The 17,499-nt window shown below is 70.0% G+C and carries 17 protein-coding genes; 6 read left to right on the top strand and 11 right to left on the bottom strand.

The window, feature by feature from the left end; all coding sequences use genetic code 11:
• The first annotated feature begins 120 nt into the window (after positions 1-120).
• Genes J2850_RS19580 through J2850_RS19570 form a run of 3 tightly spaced genes read left to right on the top strand, consistent with a single transcriptional unit; the run spans position 121 to position 3,964 of the window.
• Positions 121-681: a 2Fe-2S iron-sulfur cluster-binding protein gene (locus J2850_RS19580; RefSeq protein ID WP_209984976.1), complete on the top strand. Its 561-nt coding sequence runs from the start codon at positions 121-123 to the stop codon at positions 679-681.
• A complete protein-coding gene (locus J2850_RS19575; RefSeq protein WP_209984973.1) occupies positions 678-1,667 on the top strand; it encodes an FAD binding domain-containing protein in 990 nt (329 codons plus the stop codon). The genes J2850_RS19580 and J2850_RS19575 overlap by 4 nt, the downstream gene beginning before the upstream one ends.
• Positions 1,664-3,964: a xanthine dehydrogenase family protein molybdopterin-binding subunit gene (locus J2850_RS19570; protein WP_209984969.1), complete on the top strand. Its 2,301-nt coding sequence runs from the start codon at positions 1,664-1,666 to the stop codon at positions 3,962-3,964. The genes J2850_RS19575 and J2850_RS19570 overlap by 4 nt, the downstream gene beginning before the upstream one ends.
• A 94-nt stretch (positions 3,965-4,058) precedes the next feature.
• On the opposite strand, the gene J2850_RS19565 is transcribed toward J2850_RS19570, so the two are convergent.
• A complete protein-coding gene (locus tag J2850_RS19565; protein WP_209984966.1) occupies positions 4,059-5,555 on the bottom strand; it encodes an ATP-binding protein in 1,497 nt (498 codons plus the stop codon).
• Positions 5,545-6,306 (bottom strand): response regulator, encoded by a 762-nt coding sequence (locus J2850_RS19560; RefSeq protein WP_209984964.1) that lies wholly within the window; start codon positions 6,304-6,306, stop codon positions 5,545-5,547. Before J2850_RS19560 ends, J2850_RS19565 begins: the two co-directional genes overlap by 11 nt.
• Positions 6,307-6,602: 296 nt before the next feature.
• On the opposite strand from J2850_RS19560, the gene J2850_RS19555 reads away from it, so the two are divergent.
• Positions 6,603-7,853: an ABC transporter substrate-binding protein gene (locus tag J2850_RS19555; protein WP_209984961.1), complete on the top strand. Its 1,251-nt coding sequence runs from the start codon at positions 6,603-6,605 to the stop codon at positions 7,851-7,853.
• 107 nt (positions 7,854-7,960) lie between these two features.
• Here J2850_RS19555 and J2850_RS19550 read toward each other — a convergent pair whose 3' ends face one another.
• From J2850_RS19550 to J2850_RS19515, 8 genes are read right to left on the bottom strand one after another with little or no spacing between them, the layout of a single operon-like run.
• The gene (locus J2850_RS19550) at positions 7,961-8,815 is read right to left on the bottom strand and encodes an alpha/beta fold hydrolase (RefSeq protein WP_209984958.1); all 855 of its coding nucleotides are present in this window, start codon (positions 8,813-8,815) and stop codon (positions 7,961-7,963) included.
• Complete coding sequence (locus J2850_RS19545) at positions 8,802-9,446, bottom strand: polysaccharide deacetylase family protein (protein WP_209984955.1); 645 nt, start codon at positions 9,444-9,446, stop codon at positions 8,802-8,804. The genes J2850_RS19550 and J2850_RS19545 overlap by 14 nt, the downstream gene beginning before the upstream one ends.
• A gap of 19 nt (positions 9,447-9,465) precedes the next feature.
• The gene (locus J2850_RS19540; RefSeq protein ID WP_209984950.1) at positions 9,466-10,284 is read right to left on the bottom strand and encodes an ABC transporter permease; all 819 of its coding nucleotides are present in this window, start codon (positions 10,282-10,284) and stop codon (positions 9,466-9,468) included.
• Positions 10,281-11,129 carry an ABC transporter ATP-binding protein gene (locus tag J2850_RS19535; RefSeq protein ID WP_246513242.1) on the bottom strand — a complete coding sequence of 283 codons (849 nt, stop codon included), beginning with the start codon at positions 11,127-11,129 and terminating at the stop codon, positions 10,281-10,283. The genes J2850_RS19540 and J2850_RS19535 overlap by 4 nt, the downstream gene beginning before the upstream one ends.
• 5 nt (positions 11,130-11,134) lie before the next feature.
• The gene (locus J2850_RS19530; protein ID WP_209984948.1) at positions 11,135-11,887 is read right to left on the bottom strand and encodes an ABC transporter permease; all 753 of its coding nucleotides are present in this window, start codon (positions 11,885-11,887) and stop codon (positions 11,135-11,137) included.
• Between the two features lie 9 nt (positions 11,888-11,896).
• Positions 11,897-12,868 carry an ABC transporter substrate-binding protein gene (locus J2850_RS19525; RefSeq protein ID WP_209984945.1) on the bottom strand — a complete coding sequence of 324 codons (972 nt, stop codon included), beginning with the start codon at positions 12,866-12,868 and terminating at the stop codon, positions 11,897-11,899.
• Positions 12,869-12,893: 25 nt separating this feature from the next.
• Positions 12,894-14,054, bottom strand: a complete 1,161-nt coding sequence (locus tag J2850_RS19520; protein WP_209984942.1) for a CaiB/BaiF CoA transferase family protein — start codon at positions 14,052-14,054, stop codon at positions 12,894-12,896.
• 5 nt (positions 14,055-14,059) lie between these two features.
• The gene (locus tag J2850_RS19515) at positions 14,060-14,872 is read right to left on the bottom strand and encodes a citryl-CoA lyase (RefSeq protein WP_211113972.1); all 813 of its coding nucleotides are present in this window, start codon (positions 14,870-14,872) and stop codon (positions 14,060-14,062) included.
• A gap of 288 nt (positions 14,873-15,160) precedes the next feature.
• On the opposite strand from J2850_RS19515, the gene J2850_RS19510 reads away from it, so the two are divergent.
• The gene (locus J2850_RS19510; RefSeq protein ID WP_209984940.1) at positions 15,161-15,961 is read left to right on the top strand and encodes an IclR family transcriptional regulator domain-containing protein; all 801 of its coding nucleotides are present in this window, start codon (positions 15,161-15,163) and stop codon (positions 15,959-15,961) included.
• Between the two features lie 122 nt (positions 15,962-16,083).
• On the opposite strand, the gene J2850_RS19505 is transcribed toward J2850_RS19510, so the two are convergent.
• Entirely contained in the window at positions 16,084-16,695 is a 612-nt protein-coding gene (locus J2850_RS19505; protein WP_209984937.1) for a glutathione S-transferase family protein, read from the bottom strand.
• 225 nt (positions 16,696-16,920) lie between these two features.
• On the opposite strand from J2850_RS19505, the gene J2850_RS19500 reads away from it, so the two are divergent.
• Positions 16,921-17,499, top strand: a complete 579-nt coding sequence (locus J2850_RS19500; protein WP_209984934.1) for a GNAT family N-acetyltransferase — start codon at positions 16,921-16,923, stop codon at positions 17,497-17,499.

Here is a 17,499-nt window from a genome sequence, read left to right as displayed (position 1 = left end):
CCGCCGGCTGTCACCGGTCAAGAAACAGGAAGGGCGCGTGTCCGTTACGGACCACGGTCCTCAACAACGCGCGAGCACTCGTTCCGACACGGTATCCGTTCCGACATGGGGAATGCGCTGATGAACTTCACCATCAATGGGCAAAGCGTCGAGGTCGAGGCGGATATCCGCAGCTCGCTGCTCGACCTCCTCCGCAACACGCTGGGCTTCACCGGCACCAAGAAGGGCTGCGACCAGGGCGCCTGCGGCGCCTGCACCGTCCTGGTCGACGGCGAACGCATCAACTCCTGCCTGGCGCTCGCGGTCCAGTACCAGGGCCGCAGCATCACCACCGTCGAAGGGCTCGGCGCCGACGGCAGCCTGCATCCGCTGCAGCAGGCCTTCGTCGAGCATGACGGCTTCCAGTGCGGCTATTGCACGCCGGGCCAGCTCTGTTCCGCCATCGGCATGGCGCGCGAGATCGAGCGCAACGTCCCGAGCGTGGTCACCCCCGACCTGTCGTCAGCCAGCATCGCCGTCGACGAGACGGAGCTGCGTGAGCGCATGAGCGGCAACATCTGCCGTTGCGGCGCCTACAACGGGATCATCGAGGCGATCTCCGAAGCACTCGTCAAGACGCCGGCATCCCGGGCGCCGGCGACCCAGGCGACGCCTTCGGCACAGCAGGGGGCACGGGCATGAACCTCTTCACCTACGAAAGGGCGTCCGACGCCTCCGGCGCCATCGACCTGGCCAGGGGGAACGCCGCGGCGCGCTATCTCGGCGGCGGGACCAACCTCGTCGACCTGATGCGCGAGACGGTCGAGCGGCCGGACATGCTGGTCGACGTCACCGGACTGCCGGGTGGCATCGAGCCGCGCGCCGACGGCGGCCTGCTGATCGGTGCGGCGGCGACCAACACCGCGCTCGCCGCCGATCCGCACGTGCGCACCCACTACCCTCTCCTCGCGCGCTCGATCCTCGCCGGCGCCAGCGCCCAGATCCGCAACATGGCGACAGTCGGCGGCAACATCCTGCAGCGCACGCGCTGCCGGTATTTCTACGACACCGCGGCCGCCTGCAACAAACGGCAGCCGGGATCCGGCTGCGACGCACGCGACGGCTTCAACCGCTACCACGCGATCCTCGGCGCGTCGCCGTCCTGTGTCGCCACGCACCCGTCCGACATGTGCGTGGCCCTCGCCGCGCTCGACGCGATGGTGCAGCTGGACGGCCCGGGGGGGGCACGCCGCCTCCCGCTTCTCGACCTCCACCGCCTGCCGGGCGACCGGCCGGACGTCGAGACGGAGCTGAAGCCGGGCGAGCTGATCACCGCTGTCGAGATCCCGCCGCTGCCCATCGCCCGCCGCTCCACCTACCGCAAGGTGCGCGACCGCGCGAGCTACGCCTTCGCGCTGGTTTCGGTCGCCGCCGCGCTCGACGTCGACGATGGCGGCATGGTGCGCGAGGTCCGGCTGGCGCTCGGCGGCGTCGCCCACAAGCCGTGGCGGGCCTCGGCGGCCGAAGCCGCGCTGAAGGGCCGGCCCGCCACTGCGGAGAGCTTCCGCGCCGCCGCGGAGGCGGAACTCGCCGCCGCCGCCGGCCTCCGCGACAACGCCTTCAAGATCGAACTGGCGAAGCGGACGATCGTCGCCGTCCTCACCGACCTCAAGGGAGAAGACGCATGAGCGCGCACTCCGATCCGGCGTCCGCCCGTCCCGGCCGCTGGCAGCCGGCGGTCACGCAGGATCCCATCCTTCGCAAGCACGGCGCGCAGGGGAACGGCCCGCTGGGCCAGCCGGTCTCGCGCATCGAGGGGCCGCTCAAGGTGCAGGGCAAGGCCCGCTTCGCCGCGGAGTTCCCCTATGAGGGCCTCTGTTATGCAGCACTCGCCTTCAGCACCATCGCACGCGGGCGTATCACCACGCTCGACACGGCGGCGGCCGAAGCCGCACCCGGCGTCGTGCTGGTCATGACCCATCGCAACGCGCCCCGGATGAAGGCGCCGTCGCTGATGATGTCGTCGCCGACCGCAGCCGGGGCGAGCGAGCTGCCGGTCATGCAGGACGACCAGATCCACTGGAACGGCCAGCCGATCGCCGTCGTCCTTGCCGAGACGCAGGAACAGGCCGATCACGCGGCATCGCTGGTGAGGGCCGAGTACGCCGCCCTGCCGGCCGTGACCTCGTTCGACGACGCCAAGAAGACGCCGCGTCAGCTCGACAACATCCTCGGCCAGCCGCCGGTCGTCGAGATCGGCGATGCCGAGGCCGCCCTCAAGGCGGCCGAGGTGCGGGTCGACCAGATCTACCGGACGCCGCGGCACAACCACAACGCCATAGAGCTGCACGCGGCGACCGTCGCCTGGACCGGCGACGAACTGCGGGTGCATGACGCCAGCCAGCTTCTCGACCTGACCGCCGGGCAGTTGGCCGACATCTTCGGCCTGGAGGCGGACAAGGTCCGGGTCTCCTCGCCCTATGTCGGCGGCGGCTTCGGCGGCAAATGCCTGTGGGACCACCAGATCCTCGCCTGCGCCGCGGCGAGGCTCGCCGGCAGGCCGGTGCGCATCATGCTGTCGCGCGAAGGGGTGTTCCGCATCGTCGGCGGCCGGACGCTGACCGAACAGCGGGTGGCGCTCGGCGCCAGCGCCGACGGCAGGCTCGACGCGCTGATCCACACCGGCATCGTCGCGATGACCACCCACAACTCCTGCCCCGAACAGTTCACCTTCCCGACCCGCCATCTCTATGCCGCCAAGACCGTCCGGCTGGCACAGGCGGTCGCCGACATGGACATGGTGGCCAACACCTTCATGCGGGCGCCCGGCGAATCCGTCGGCACCTTCGCGCTGGAATGCGCGATCGACGAACTGGCGGAGAAGCTGGGGCTCGACCCCATCGAACTGCGCCGCCGCATCGAGCCGGACAAGGATCCGACCAGCGGCAAGCCTTTTTCCTCCCGACACCTGATCGAAGCCTACGAGAAGGGTGCCGCGAGGTTCGGCTGGGACCGCCGCAGCCCGACGCCGCGCCAGCGGCGCGACGGCGAATGGCTGATCGGCATGGGCTGCGCCACGGCGACCTACCCCTACCACCGCTTCCCCGGCGGCGCCGCGCGGATCAGGTTGACGGCCGGCGGGCACGTCACCGTGTCGACCGCGGTGCACGACATGGGCATGGGGACGGCGACGGTGCAGATCCAGCACGTCGCCGCCCGCCTCGGCGTCCCCCTCGGCCGCGTCACCTTCGAGTATGGCGACACCACCCTGCCGCGCGGGGTGATCGCCGGCGGTTCGACGCAGACGGCTTCGGTCGGCGGCGCCGTCATCGCCGCGACGGAAGTGTTCGTCGAGGAGTTGCTCAAGCTCGCCGGCAACGATTCTCCGCTGGCAGGCCTCTCGCTCGCCGACGTCGAGACGCGGGATGGCGGCATCGGCCACCGCGACGATCCCGCGCGCTTCGAGAGCTATGAGTCGATCCTGCGCCGGTCGGGCCGCGACGAACTGTCCTGCGAGGCCGACGCGCCGCCGCCGGCCGAGATGGAAGCCTTCTCGATGCACTCCTACGGCGCGCAGTTCTGCGAGGTGCGGGTGAGCGAGATCACCGGCGAGACCCGCGTCTCGCGCTTCCTCGGCTCCTTCGACGCCGGCCGCATCCTCAACGCCAAGACGGCGACCAGCCAGTTCAAGGGCGGCATCATCATGGGACTGGGACTGGCGCTGACCGAGGAGACCAACTTCGACCCGCGCACCGGCCGCATCGTCAACGCCTCGCTGGCCGAATACCATGTGCCGGTGCAGATGGACGTACCCTCCATCGACATCCTCTACACCGACATCCCCGACCCGCAGGCGCCGATGGGCGCCCGCGGCATCGGGGAGATCGGCATCACCGGCGTCGGCGCCGCCGTCGCCAACGCCGTCTACAACGCCACCGGCAAACGCATCCGCGACCTGCCGATCACCCTCGACAAGCTGATGTAGCACGCATCCGTTGCCACGGGCTGCGCCGCAGGAAGAGTCCCGGCGCAGCCTTCCGCCTTCCGCAGGCCCCCTCCCCGAGGGAAGCCCAATCCCCTCACAGCATCCGCGGCAGCGTCACCCGCACCCGCAGGCCGCCCCCCGCCCGGTTGCTCAGCTCGATCCGGCCCTGGTGCGCCTCGATGATCGACTTGACGATGGACAGGCCAAGGCCGCTGCCGCCGGTCCTGCGGTTGCGCGAACCCTCCAGCCGGACGAAGGGCTTGAAGACGTTGGCGATCTCCCCATCCGGGATCCCTGGCCCCTCGTCGCAGACATCCACCACGATCTCCGCCGCGTCGGCATCGACCGACACCGTGGCGCGCTCCCCATATTTGAGGGCGTTGTCGATCAGGTTGGCGAAGGCCCGGCGCAGGCTGGCCGGCCGGCCGGCGAGGCGGAGCTGGCGCGAATGGTCGAAGCGGTCGCTGCGCTCGCCGCCGCCGCCCGCGACGCCGAAGATGGTGCGCACCGCCGCGAACTGCAGGGGCGGCGGCTCCTGGTAGGCCACCGGCCTGCCGGTATCGGCGTAATCGTCGCATAGGCTCTGCAGCAGGCTGGCGAAGGCGACGACCTCCACCTGCTCGCGCAGCACGTCGTCGCCCAGGAACTCCAGCGTCGCCGCCACCATCGCCGCCATCTCGTCGATGTCGGCCATCATCTTGGCCCGCAAGGCCTCGTCCTCGACATACTCCGCGCGCAGCCGCAACCGGGTGGCGGGCGTCCGCAGGTCGTGGCTGATCGCCGCCAGCAGGTGGGTTCGTCCCTCCATCAGGTCGCGAAGCGCATTGCGGGTCTGGTTGAAGGCGCGGGCGAGCGCCGCCGCCTCCTCCGGCCCGTCCTCCGGCAGGGGACGGGGGTGCAGGCGGTCATGCGGGCGGGTCGCCTGCTCGGCAAGGTCCTCCAGCGGCCGCACCAGCCGGCCGGGCAGCCACAGCAGCACCGCCCCCGCCAGCCCGAAGGCGGCCAGCCCGGCCAGCAGCAGTTCGAACGGCGTGCTGCGGACCCGCCAGTAGCGGGCACTGGCGAATTCCAGCCACGCGCCGGAGGACAGGCGCACATAGACCCGGGCGTCGCGAAGCTGCCCTGCCACCCGCTCCGCCACCGTCGAGAGCGACTGCGCCAGGGTGGCGGCCGGTGCCGGCGCCTGATCGGGCAGGCCGGGCGGACCGGCGACGAAGACCGGGCGCGGGGTGCCGGGCACCTCCTCCAGGCGCCATCCCACCGGCGGTTCGGGGCGTGCGGAGGCCGGCGCGCCCGGCTGCAGACCGACCGACAGGTCGGGGGTGCCGGGCGACGCCGGCGCCGGCCCGTCGGCGGTGCCGTCCTGCGCTCCCCGCTCCGCCGCTTCCACCGCCGCCGCCATCGCCGGTCCCAGCCGATGGGCGGTCAGCAGCTCCCGCGCGCGGTCGTCGAGCAGCCGCGTTCCGACCAGCGCGCCGCCATGCGTCAGCAGGAGCAGCACCACCATCGCCAGCAGGATGCGGTGACGCAGCCGGGAGGGGCGCAGGCGGGCGGCGCACAGCCACGCCGGCACCGGCCGGTCAAGCCCCACGGCCGATTCCGGCGGCGACCGACTCGCCCAGGTCGTCCACCGTCACGGTGAACTGGTATCCGATCCCGCGCACCGTCCTGATCAGCGCCGAACCGCCCGATCCCTCCTCCAGCTTGCGGCGCAGGCGGCTGATCTGGATGTCGATGCTGCGGTCGAACGGGATCGACGTGTCGCCGCGGTGCTTTTCCAGCAGCTCCGTCCGCTCCACCACCTGCGGCGCCCGCTCCAGCAGCGTGCCGAGCAGGGCGTATTCCCCCTGGCTCAGATGCACCACCACCTTGTCCGGCGTGCGCAGTTCCCGCCGCCCCTGGTCGAGCGACCAGCCGGCAAAGCCCAGGACGCGGTGGCGTTCTCGCACCGTCTCCGACCCGCCGCTGCGGCGCAGGATGGCACGGATGCGGGCCAGCAGTTCGCGGGCGCTGAACGGCTTCACCAGATAATCGTCGGCGCCGACCTCCAGCCCGACGATCCGGTCGACCTCGCTGCCCATGGCGGTCAGCATGATCACCGGCGTGTCCGACCTGGAATCGGACCTGGCGCGCAGCGACCGGCACAGGCTGGTCCCATCCTCGCCCGGCAGCATGAGGTCCAGCACGATCAGGTCGACCGGCCATTGCGCCAGCACCCGCCCCATCTCGCGCCCGTCGGCGGCGGTGGAGACGCGGAACCCGCTCCTGACCAGGAAATCGTGGAGCATGTCCCGGATCTCGGGATCGTCGTCCACGACGAGAAGATGCCGCGCGCGCTCCATGCCCCGTCCGCCCCGCCTGCCCGGCTCAGCCCATCCGGCTCCGATCGCCGTCTTGCCGCCCCACTCTAGCCGCACCAGCCGGCCGCGGTATAGTCCGTCGCCGGCAGCCATTGTAACGGCCGTGTAACAGCTCGGCGCCGGTGAGAAGGCGTTGTTACCAAATAATGGGGCCGCCTGATTGCACGCGCGTTAGAGTTCCGGCACGGCCATCCGGCCAGCAATCAAGACGGTCCAAGGGGGAAATGTCGGAGATGCGGACGCAACGAGAATCCCGTACCGGGAAATCCCACCTTGCCATGACCAGGATGGCGACCGCGCTGGCGGGCGTGCTGGCCGGCAGCCTGCTGGCGGCGCCGGCCAGGGCGGAACCGACGGTCGAGGTGCTGCATTACTGGACCTCCGGGGGCGAATCGAAGGCGGCCGGCGCGCTGCGCCAGGACTTCGAGGCGTCGGGCGGCAAATGGATCGACGCGCCGGTGGCCGGCGGCGGTGGCGATGCCGCCAGCACCGTGCTGCGCTCGCGCGTGCTGGCGGGGGACCCGCCGAACGCCGTCCAGCTCAAGGGGCCGAACATCAAGGACTGGGCGGCCCAGGGCAAGCTCGCCACCCTCGACGAGGTCGCCAAGGCGGAGAACTGGGACGCCATCCTGCCGCCGCAGATCCGCGACGTCGTCACCGACAAGGGCCATTATTACGCCGTGCCGGTGAACATCCACCGCGTCAACTGGCTGTGGGTCAACCCGCAGGCGATGAAGAAGGCCGGCGTCGAGATTCCCAAGACCTGGGACGAGTTCAACGCCGCGGCGGAGAAGCTGAAGGCCGCCGGCATCGTCCCGCTGGCCCATGGCGGCCAGCCCTGGCAGGAGGGCGCCCTGTTCGAGGACGTGGTCCTCGGCCTCGGCGGTGCGGACTTCTACCGCAAGGCGCTGGTGGAGCTGGACCAGACGGCGCTGACCAGCGACACCATGGTCAAGGTGTTCGACCAGATGCGCAAGCTGCGCGGCTTCGTCGACGACGGCTTCCCCGGCCGCGAATGGAACATCGCCGCCGGCATGCTGATGAACGGCCAGGCCGCCATGCAGATCATGGGCGACTGGGAGAAGGGCGAGTTGACCGCCGCCGGCAAGCTGCCGGGCAAGGACTTCGTCTGCGCCCATGTGCCCGGCAAATCGGGTTACATCGTCAACTCGGACAGCTTCGTCATGTTCAAGTCCGACGACGCCGACCGCGCCGCCGGCCAGAAGCTGCTGGCCAAGCTGATCCTGGGCAAGAAGTTCCAGGAAACCTTCAACGTCCTCAAGGGCTCGATCCCGGCCCGCCAGGACATGGCGCGCGACAGCTTCGACGAATGCGCGGTCAAGTCGATGGACGACCTGAAGGGCGCGATCGCCGACAACAGCGCCGTGCCCTCGATGGCCCATGAAATGGCGGTGCCGGGCGCCGTCCGCGGCGCCTTCCTGGACGTCGTCACCAGCCACTTCAATTCCGGCATGAGCAGCAAGGACGCGGTGCAGCGCCTGGCGGAGGCGGTCGACCTGGCCAAGTGACGGAGCAGGGCGGCACCGCGGTGTAGAGGAAAGCCGCCCGGCACGTCCTCCGCGGTGGGGCGGTGGGTCCTGACCGAAGCGGTCCACCGGCCCCACACGGCCGACCCTCAGGGGCAGGCGTCGGCGAAAGCCGCCAGCTCGGCGTCGAACCGGTCGGCAGCCTCCCAGAAGGGCATGTGGCCGACGTCCGGATAGAGGCGCAGCCCGGCGCCCGCGGCCTGCCGCACGGTGTGCTCGGCCATGGCCGGGCGGATCACCGCATCCTCCTCGCCATGGATCGCCAGCACCGGGACGCGCAAGGCCCGCAGGGTGGCGTCGTAGTCGGCCGGCCGGCCGGCCAGGGCCCGCCTCACCTCCTGCGGCGTCAGGGCGGTATGGCTCCGCATCGCCTCGGCCTCCACCGCCGGCAGCGGCAGGTGGGTGCAGCGGTCGATGAAGTCCGCGGCGGCGGCATCCGCCGTCGCCCGGTCCTCGTGCCCCATCGCCCCCATCAGGACGGCGGCCGGTCCGACGCAGGCGGGGGCAAGGGTGCTGGTGGCGCCGACCATGACGAGGCCGCCGATCGCCCCGTCGCCGTGGCGCGTCAGGTAGTCCAGCACGATCCGCCCGGCGTAGGACCAGGCCACCAGGATGGGGCGCCGGAGCGCCATGCCGTCGATCACCGTCCGCACCTCGTCGGCCCACAGCGCCGGATCGCGGTAGGCGCCGGCCTCCGCCGGCTTGGCGGACCCGCCATGCCCCCGGTTGTCGTAGGTGACCAGCCGGAGGCGCGCCGCCAGCGCCCCGCCGGTCTGCCGGCGCCAGCACTGGTGGGACTGCGAAAAGCCGTGGATCAGCAGCACGTCCCGCCCGCTCGACGGGCGGCGCCAGTCCTGCACCGCCAGCCGGACCCCGTCGGGGGTCGTCAGCGTGACGGTGCGGCCGGCAGCGGCGGAGGCCGCCGCCCCGTCAGGCGGCGACATACTGCTCGACCGGTGCGACGATCCGGCCGCCGACGATGGGGACGCAATCGGGCGGGAACTCCTGGACCACGGCCATGTCCCGCTGCGCCAGTTCGCCGAGGAAGCGGTCGAGCGCATCCATCGCGCCGGTGTCGATGTCGTGCAGCACGACCAGCGGCCAGCTTTGCCGCTCGCACATCTCCAGCGCGCGGTCGACCCAGCCCTTCGGATCGTCCCAGTCGCGCGGGACGGCGTTCCACAGCACGCAGGTGTAGCCGCCGGCCACCAGGTGGTCGAGCGCCCGCCGGCTGAACAGCGTGTCGTTCAGCGCGCCCAGCGCGCCGGACGGGCGGAACAGCGGCACCGGCTCGGACAGCGTGCCGATCAGCTCCTGCGCCTTGCCGATCTCCCAGGCCGGCAGGTCCGGGTTGGCGCTCATGCCCAGCGGCATGATGTGGCCGTAGGTATGGTTGCCGATCAGGTGCCCTTCCGCCCGCGCCCGTTCGCACACCGCGCGGCGGGCGGGATCGCGCAGCCGCTCGCCGACCACGAAGAAGCTGGCGGCCAGTCCGTGGCGGGCCAGCACGTCCAGCACCTTGGGCGTGGTGTCCGGATCGGGACCGTTGTCGAAGCTCAGGGTGACTTTCTTCATCGCATTGGCCTCCCTTCCCTCACGGCGCGTCCGCCGGACGGCCCGCCGCCTTGTTCCGGCTGCCGGTCCAGCGCCGCTCGATGGCCTGCACCGCGAGGTCGAACCCGATGGCCAGGGCCAGGATCAGGATGATCGCGGCGAAGACGCCGGGGCTGTTGAGCTGCGTGCGGTACTTGGACAGCAGGAAGCCGATGCCGGCGCTGGACATCATCATCTCGGCGACCACCACACCGACGATCACCAGCGCCCCGCCCAGACGGAACGAGGCCAGGACGGTCGGGACGGATGCCGGCAGGGTGACCCACAGGATCTGCTGCAGGCGCGTCGCCCCCATGCTGCGGGCGGCCTGGGTGAGCTGGCGGTCGATCGTCTGCGCGCCGGCCGCCGTTCCCAGCACCGTCGGCAGCAGCCCGTAGACGCTGGCGAACACCACCTTGGAGGCCGAGCCGATGCCGAACCACGCGGTGAACAGCGGATAGAGCACCACCAGCGGCACCGCGAACAGCGCCGACACCACCGGCAGCAGCGCCTTGCGCACGGTCAGTGTGCTGCCGACCCACAGGCCGAACAGGATGCCGAAGCCGCAGGCGAAGACCAGCGCCATGCCGACCTCCTGCAGCGTCACCAGCATCTGGACCGCGAAGTCGCCGGATTGCGCCACCAGCACCGTCAGCGTGCTGCTGAGCGACGGCAGGAACAGGCGCGGCACCAGCCCGAGCCGCGGCACGATCTCCCAGGCGGCGATGATCGCGGCGATGATGACATAGCGGCAGATCCGGGCCTTGGCCTCCAGGCTCATCCCGGCGGACGCCTCGCGGCCGCGCGGGAGGTGCGTCACGCTTTGATCATATGCCATATCGCCTCACGCAGCTCTGCGAACCGGGGTTGCGCCATCATCTCCAGCGACCGCGGGCGCGGCAGGTCGATGACGACGCGGTCGAGGATGCGGCCGGGACGCCCGGACAGCACCAGCACCTCGTCGGACAGGTAGATCGCCTCGCTCAGGCCGTGGGTGACGAAGACGATGGTCTTGCGCGCCTTCTCCCAGATGCGCAGCAGCTCGTCGCCCATGGTGATGCGGGTCTGCTCGTCCAGCGCGGCGAAGGGCTCGTCCATCAGCAGGATCGGCGGGTCCTGGACGAGGCCGCGGGCGATGGAGACGCGCTGCTTCATGCCGCCGGACAGCTCGTGCGGCAGGCTGTCGGCGAAGCGCTCCAGCCCGACCAGCGCCAGCGCCTCCTCGGCCTTCTCGCGGCGGACGGCCTTGTCGACGCCGCGCAGGAACAGCGGGAACTCGACGTTGCGGCGGGCGGTCAGCCAGGGGAACAGGCTGGCATCCTGGAAGACGACGCCGACGCGGGTCGGGTCCGGCTTGGTCAGCGGGCGACCGCCGACGGCGATCGTGCCGTCGCTCGGCGTCAGCAGGCCGGCCAGCATCATCAGCAGCGAGGATTTGCCGCAGCCGCTCGGCCCGACGATGGAGAGGAAGCGGCCGGCGGAAACGTTGAAGGCGATGTCCTTCAAGGCCTGCGTCGTCTTGCCGTTGACGTTGTAGGTGTGGTTGAGGTCGCGGACCTCCAGCGTCTTGCCGGCGTCGGCCGCCGGATGGTCCGGCCCGACCACCGACATGGTGGCGCCGTGCGGTTTCCGGATGGACGCCGTGGCTTGGGACATGCGGGGCATCACAGTCAGTTCCTCCAGTGTTCGCACTTGGCTTCCACGTAGCGGATCGCCTCGTTGAAGCCGATGGCCAGGACCGAGACGAAGAGCACCATCGCCAGCAGCTCCTTGATCTGGAATCCCAGGCCCCAGACGCCGATGGCGTTGCCGATCCCTTCGCGCGACGCGTACATCTCGGCCAGCAGGATGCCGGTGAAGTTGAAGATCATCGCCACTCGCACCGCCTCCAGCAGGACCGGCGTCATGCTCGGCAGGTAGACGAAGAGGATCTTCTGCATGGTCGAGGCGTCGAGGGAGCGGGCGACGCGCAACTGGTCCTCGCGCACCGACTCCACCGCCGAGAAGGTGGTCATCATCACGATGAAGACGGTGGAGAAGATGCCGAAGGCGACCTTCTGCCAGAAGGCGATGCCGAGGATCAGGATGAAGATCGGCAGGAAGATCGACTTCGGGATGCTGAAGACGAAGAAGATCAGCGGCTTGAAGACCAGCGAGGCGAACCGGCTCTCCTGCACCAGCACCCCCAGCAGCGCGCCGACCGGCAGCGCGATGACGAAGGCCGTCAGGGTCTCCAGCAGCGTGAGCTGGACCTGCTGCCAGAAGGTCGCCGTCGCGGCCATGGCGCCGAGGGCCGCGACGACGTCGGAGAAGGGCGGCAGCAGCCGCCCGTCGATCCAGCCCAGCCGCGGGGCCGCCTCCCACAGGGCCAGGAAGACGGCTCCCGCCGCCCCGTAGCCCAAGACCGCGTCGCGGGTCGCCATCCCCCGGGCTCAGCGCGCGATCGCGACGGGCGTGAAGGAGCTGTCGAACAGCGTCGAGGCATCCAGTTCCTTCTTGCCGTTGGCGTAGAGGTTCAGCGTCTCCTGGACCAGCTCCTTGGTCATCGCGCCGTCGTCGGACAGGTGGCCGAAGGTGTTGGCGTATTCCTGCTTGGCGACCTCGGCCGAGACGCCGTCATACTTGGCGAGCTGCGGGATGACCGCGTCGGGATTGCCCTTGATGTAGGCGACCCCTTCGAACAGGGCGGTCAAGGCCCGCTTCAGCGCGTCCTTGTGCTTGGCGGCATACTCGTCGTCGGCGGCCCAGCCGGCCTCGAGATGGGGCGGCATCTCGTCGCTGAAGTCGGTCAGCACCCGGCCGTTGCCGTCGAGCGCCACCTGATAGCTGAGCGGCGGGTAGATGATGACGGCGTCCAGGTTGCCGCTGATCAGGTTGGGGACGAGGCCGGCGCCGCCGACCGGAATGGCGACGAAGTCGATGCCGTACTTCTTCTTCACCCAGCTCGCCAGCAGGTCGGTGTTGGAGCCGGCCGACGTGATGCCGACCTTGTGCTTGGCCAGGTCGGCGACCGCCTTGATGCCGCTCTTGGGCGGCACCATGATCTGCCAGCCGAAGTTCCGGGTCGCCAGCATGGCGACCATCTTGACGTTCACCCCGGCCTCGCGCCCTTCGCCGACGATGCTGGGATTGCTCGACATCAGGTCGGCGGCACCGGCGGCGATGGCGGTCAGCGCTTCCGAGCCGCTCTGGTAGACGGTCAGCTCGGCGTTGATGTCATGCTTCTTGAAGATGCCCTGCTGCTGGGTGATCTCCGCCACGAAGGAGGGGAACCATGCCTTGGTGGACAGGCCGATGCGGATCGTGTCCGCGGCATGGCCGGTGCCGGCCGTCAGCGCGGTCGTCGCCATCGCCGCCAGCAGCGCGATGCCGGTGTTGCGGAACGCCTTGAAGCCCATTTTCATCTCGCTCTCCTCCCGTTCTTGTTGATCAGGCCGCCGGCCAGCGGCTTTGCGCGCCGGCGGCCAGTTGCGCGCGGATGGCCGCGCCATGCTCGTCGAGCGTGGGAGGCGGCAGGACCTCCAGGTCCGGCTCGCCGTCGACGGTGTAGGGCGGGCGCACCGTGCGGAAGCGGCCCATCACCGGATGCTCGGCCTCGACCTTCAGGCGCAGGTGGACCGCCTGCGGGTCGTCCAGCGCCTCGTCGCTGTCGTAGGCGGCGGAATGGGGCACGCCGAGCGTCTCCAGCATCGCGCACCATTCGTCGCGCGGCTTGGCCGCGAACAGCGGCGCCATGATGGCGATCAGCGCGTCCTGGTTCGCGATGCGGGCCGGACGCTCGGCGAAGCGCGGATCCTCGCGCAGGTCGGGCCGCCCCACCGCATCGGTCAGCCCCTCCCAGAACTTGACGGGGGAGGAGAGATGGATGGCCAACCAGCGGCCGTCGGCGCAGGCGAAGGTGTAGGATTGCGACACCTTGGGCCGGCTGAGCGGCCCCATCACCTCGCCGGCACTGAAGAAGTGGGTGAAGCTGTCCAGGTTGAAGTGGGTCATCGCCTCCAGCATGGAGATGTCGATCACCCGCCCCTGCCCCGTCGCCGCCCGTTGCAGCAGCGCCGCCATGATGCCGAGGGCGGCATACTGGCCGGTCACGGCGTCGGCGATGGCCGGCCCGATGACGCGCGGCCGGTCCGGCGGCGTCAGCAGGCGCAGGTAGCCGGCGGCGGCCTGGGCCACCGTGTCGAAGGCCGGACGGTCGCGATAGGGGCCGGTGCGGCCGAAGCCGGAAATGGCGCAATAGACCAGCCGCGGGTTGGCGGCGCGGAGCTGCTCCGGCCCGAAGCCCATGCGCTCGGCCACCCTGGGACGGAAGTTCTGGATGAAGACGTCGGCCTCGGCGATCAGCCCGTCGAAGACCGCGCGGTCCTCCGGCTTCTGCAGGTCGAGCGCGATGGAGCGCTTGTTGCGGTTGTAGGTCTGGAAATGCGGGGAATAGAGGCCGCCCTTGAAGGCGCGGAACGGATCCCCCTCCCCCGGCCGCTCCACCTTGATGACGTCGGCGCCGAGGTCGGCGAGGTGCATGCCGGCGGCGGGGCCGGTGATGTAGGTCCCCATCTCCACGACGCGGATGGCGGCGAGCATCTTGGTCATCGCCGTCACTCCGCCTTGTGGCCGGCCGCGGAGGACGGGCGGCCGTCGTAGCCGATCGCCATGTCGGCCTGATGGGACATGATGAAGCCGATGGGGCGCCGCGCCTCCTCGAACAGGTGGGCGACCAGGCCGGCGCAGCGGGCCAGCAGCGGAACGCCCTTCATCGCCTCCAGCGGCCAGCCGGCGTCCAGCATCACCGCCGGGATCGCCCCCGACACGTTCATCGGCAACGGGCGCTTGAAGATGTCCGGACCCAGCGCGTCGAGCGTCTTCAGGACGGCGACGTGGCGGCCGGCGATGCCGGCCTCCTCGGCGACCGCGATCAGCCGGTGGGCGCGCGGGTCGCCGCCGCTGTGCTGCGGGTGCCCCAGGCCGGGGACCTTCCGCCGCGACGCCTTCATCGCCTCAAGGCTGCGCGCGCAGACCGCCGCCATCTCGGCGCCCGGGGCCTCGGTCTCCTGCACCAGTTCGGCCAGGTAGCGGCCGGCCACCTCCGAGCTTCCGGCGACCACGCTGCCCATGCCGAGCAGGCCGGCGGCCATCGCCCCCTGCCATGCCTCGGGTGCGGCGGCGAGCGTCATGCGCGCCGCCTGGACGCTGGGCACCAGCCCATGCTCGGCGAGCGAGACGAGACAGGCGTTCGTCACCATCCGCTGCGCGGCACTCGGCCGTTCGCCGGTCACCAGCAGCCAGAAATGGTCCACGAAATCGACGACGCCGATCAGCTCGGAGCAGAGGTCGAAGCCACGGACGGTGATGCTGTCGGCATCCGACGTCGCGATGGCGGTGAGGGCGTTGTCCTGCTTTCCGATTCTCAACGGGCCGCTCCCGGTAAGTTTTTTCTCATAGCGAAAATACTTTCGCTTATCGGCTATCGAGTCAAGGGAATTTGATTATCAGACGAACGAATCGTTGCCGCTGTGCCGCCTTCCCGCCGGTATCGGTTCGCCCAATTTATTCGTATTGCGGCGGTAAATTTCGGAATGCGAAAGATTTCTTGATCGGGACTCATCTCTGGCGTTAGCCTTCGCCCTTGCGTCCGGCCGGACCGCGAGGCGCGGAACAGACCGGCGGCGGACGCGGACGCGCATCAGGCGAGGATGGACTTGGACGAATCTGAAAAGCCCACGGAGTTCGTCGAGGGGCTGGCCAAGGGCCTTGCGGTCATCGAGGCGTTCGATGCCGACCATGCCGAGATGACGCTGAGCGAGGTGGCGCGCCGGATCGACGCCTCACCGTCTTCGGCGCGCCGCTCGCTGCTGACGCTGATGGCGCTGGGCTATGTCGGCCAGAAGAACAAGCGCTTCCACCTCCGCCCGAAGGTGATGGCGCTGGGCTCGGCCTACTACGTCTCCGCCCGCATAGAGGACCTGCTGAAGCCGGAGCTGAAGCGGATCGTCGATACCTATGGCGACGCCTCCTCGGTCGGCACGCTCGACGGCACCGACCTGATCTACATCGCGCATGTCTCGGTCCAGCATGCCCGCCGCGCGTCGGCCGTGGTCGGCGCCCGCTATCCGGCCCATGCGACCTCGCTGGGACGCGTGCTGCTGGCCGGCCTGCCGGACGCGGCGCTGGACGCATATCTGGAGAAGATGGAGCCCAAGGCCTTGACCCGCCACACGGTCACCGACAAGGAGGAGTTGCGCGCCGTCATCCTGCAGGCGCGCGCCGACGGCTACGCCACCACCGTCGACCAGCTCGACTACGGCATCACCGCGCTGGCCGTGCCGATCCGCGGAACCGGCAACGAGGTCGTCGCCGCGGTGAACTCGTCGGGCTACACCGGGCTGCTGACCCCGCAGAAGCTGGTCGAGGAGCGGCTGTTCGACCTGCGCGCGGCGGCGATGGCGATCTCGGCCACCATCGCCCGCTACCCGGTCCTGTCGGCGGCGATCGGCCCCTGACCGCACCGGTGCCCGGCACCGGCCGGATGCGTCGCTCCCGGTGCCTTCTTGAACATCACGACGGCGACGGTGACGGACCTGCCGCCCGGTACCGGGCCGGCGGAGCGCACGGAACCGCCGCCTCAGTACTCCGCGCTCGGACGCGCCCGGAAACGCCTGTACCACGCATCCAGCCGCCGGTGACCGTCCGCGAACGGCAAATCGAACCGCTCGCGCGCGGTCTGGAAGATGGGGAAGGCGGTGAAGTCGGCGATCGTCGGCTCGGCACCGGCCAGGAACCCGTTCTCTCCGATCTCCGTCTCCAGCACGTCGAGAAGTTCCGTTACGTACCGGTGGAGACGGTTCTCCGTCTCCGCCGACGGGCTCGGCTCCTTCGCCGGGAACGCGCCGGTCCGGTTCCACAGCCATAACTGGCCCCGGGCGATCAGGTCGTTGCCGATCCGCTCCAGGGCACGCACGCGCGCACGCGTCAGCGGATCCGAGCCGATCATCGGCCTGTCCGGGTAAAGCTCCTCCAGATACTCGACGATCGCCGCCGATTCTGTGATGGCGAGGCCGCTGTCGGTCACCAGGGTGGGAGCGCGGCCCGCCGGATTGATGGCCAGGTAGCGGGCGGTGCGGTGCTCGCCGTTCGCGTAATCGAGTTCGTAGCGCGGAACCTCGATCCCCTTTTCCGCCAGGTAGATGATGACGCGCCGTGGGTTCGTGCCCTTCTGGAACTGGTACAGCAGCATGCTTCCGGCCATCCCGTGTTTCGATGACTCCGTATCTATGCCGTGACCGATTCCCGGGGAAGACAGCACATTTCTGTGCCCGAGGCACATGGAGTATACCGGCCCGGATCGCCATCGCGCGGATGATGGCAAGCCCTTTCCCTCCCGTGATCTGATGCCGCCTCTGGATGTGCACGTCCGGCAACGGCAGATGAGCCCGGGGCGCCCCGGCGGTGGAGAAGCAGCATGACGCACACGGTCCTCGAATCCTCCCGCCTCGTCCTGCGCCCGTGGCGGGACGGTGACGGGGAAGCGTTCTACCGGATGTCGCGGGACGCCGCGGTGATGGAGCATCTTCTCCCCATCCCCGACCGTGCGGCGAGCGACGCCGTCATACAGCGCCTGATGGACCATTTCGACCGGCACGGCTTCGGCTTCTGGGCGGTCGAACTGCCGGGGATCCGCCCGTTCATCGGATTCACCGGATTGCTGAGGGTCGGCTACGAGGCTCATTTCACCCCGGCGGTGGAGGTGGGCTGGCGCCTCGACTCCGCCTTCTGGGGAAAGGGCTATGCGACCGAGGCCGCCGGCCTGGCCCTCGCCCATGGGTTCGAGGCGCTTGGCCTGGATGAGGTGATTGCCGTCACCGTTCCCGCGAACCGGCGGTCGAGGGCCGTGATGGAGCGCTTGGGCATGGCGCGTGACGCCGGGGGCGACTTCGACCATCCCCGGGTCCCGGACGGCCACGCCCTGAAGCGCCATGTGCTCTACCGTCTCGGGCGGGACGACTGGGCGCGGCGGGGTCGGCGGGCGGACAGTCCCTGA

The organism is Azospirillum picis, from assembly GCF_017876115.1.
GTDB classification, from domain to species: Bacteria; Pseudomonadota; Alphaproteobacteria; order Azospirillales; family Azospirillaceae; genus Azospirillum; species Azospirillum picis.
This window is presented reverse-complemented; position numbering and strand designations above follow the sequence as displayed.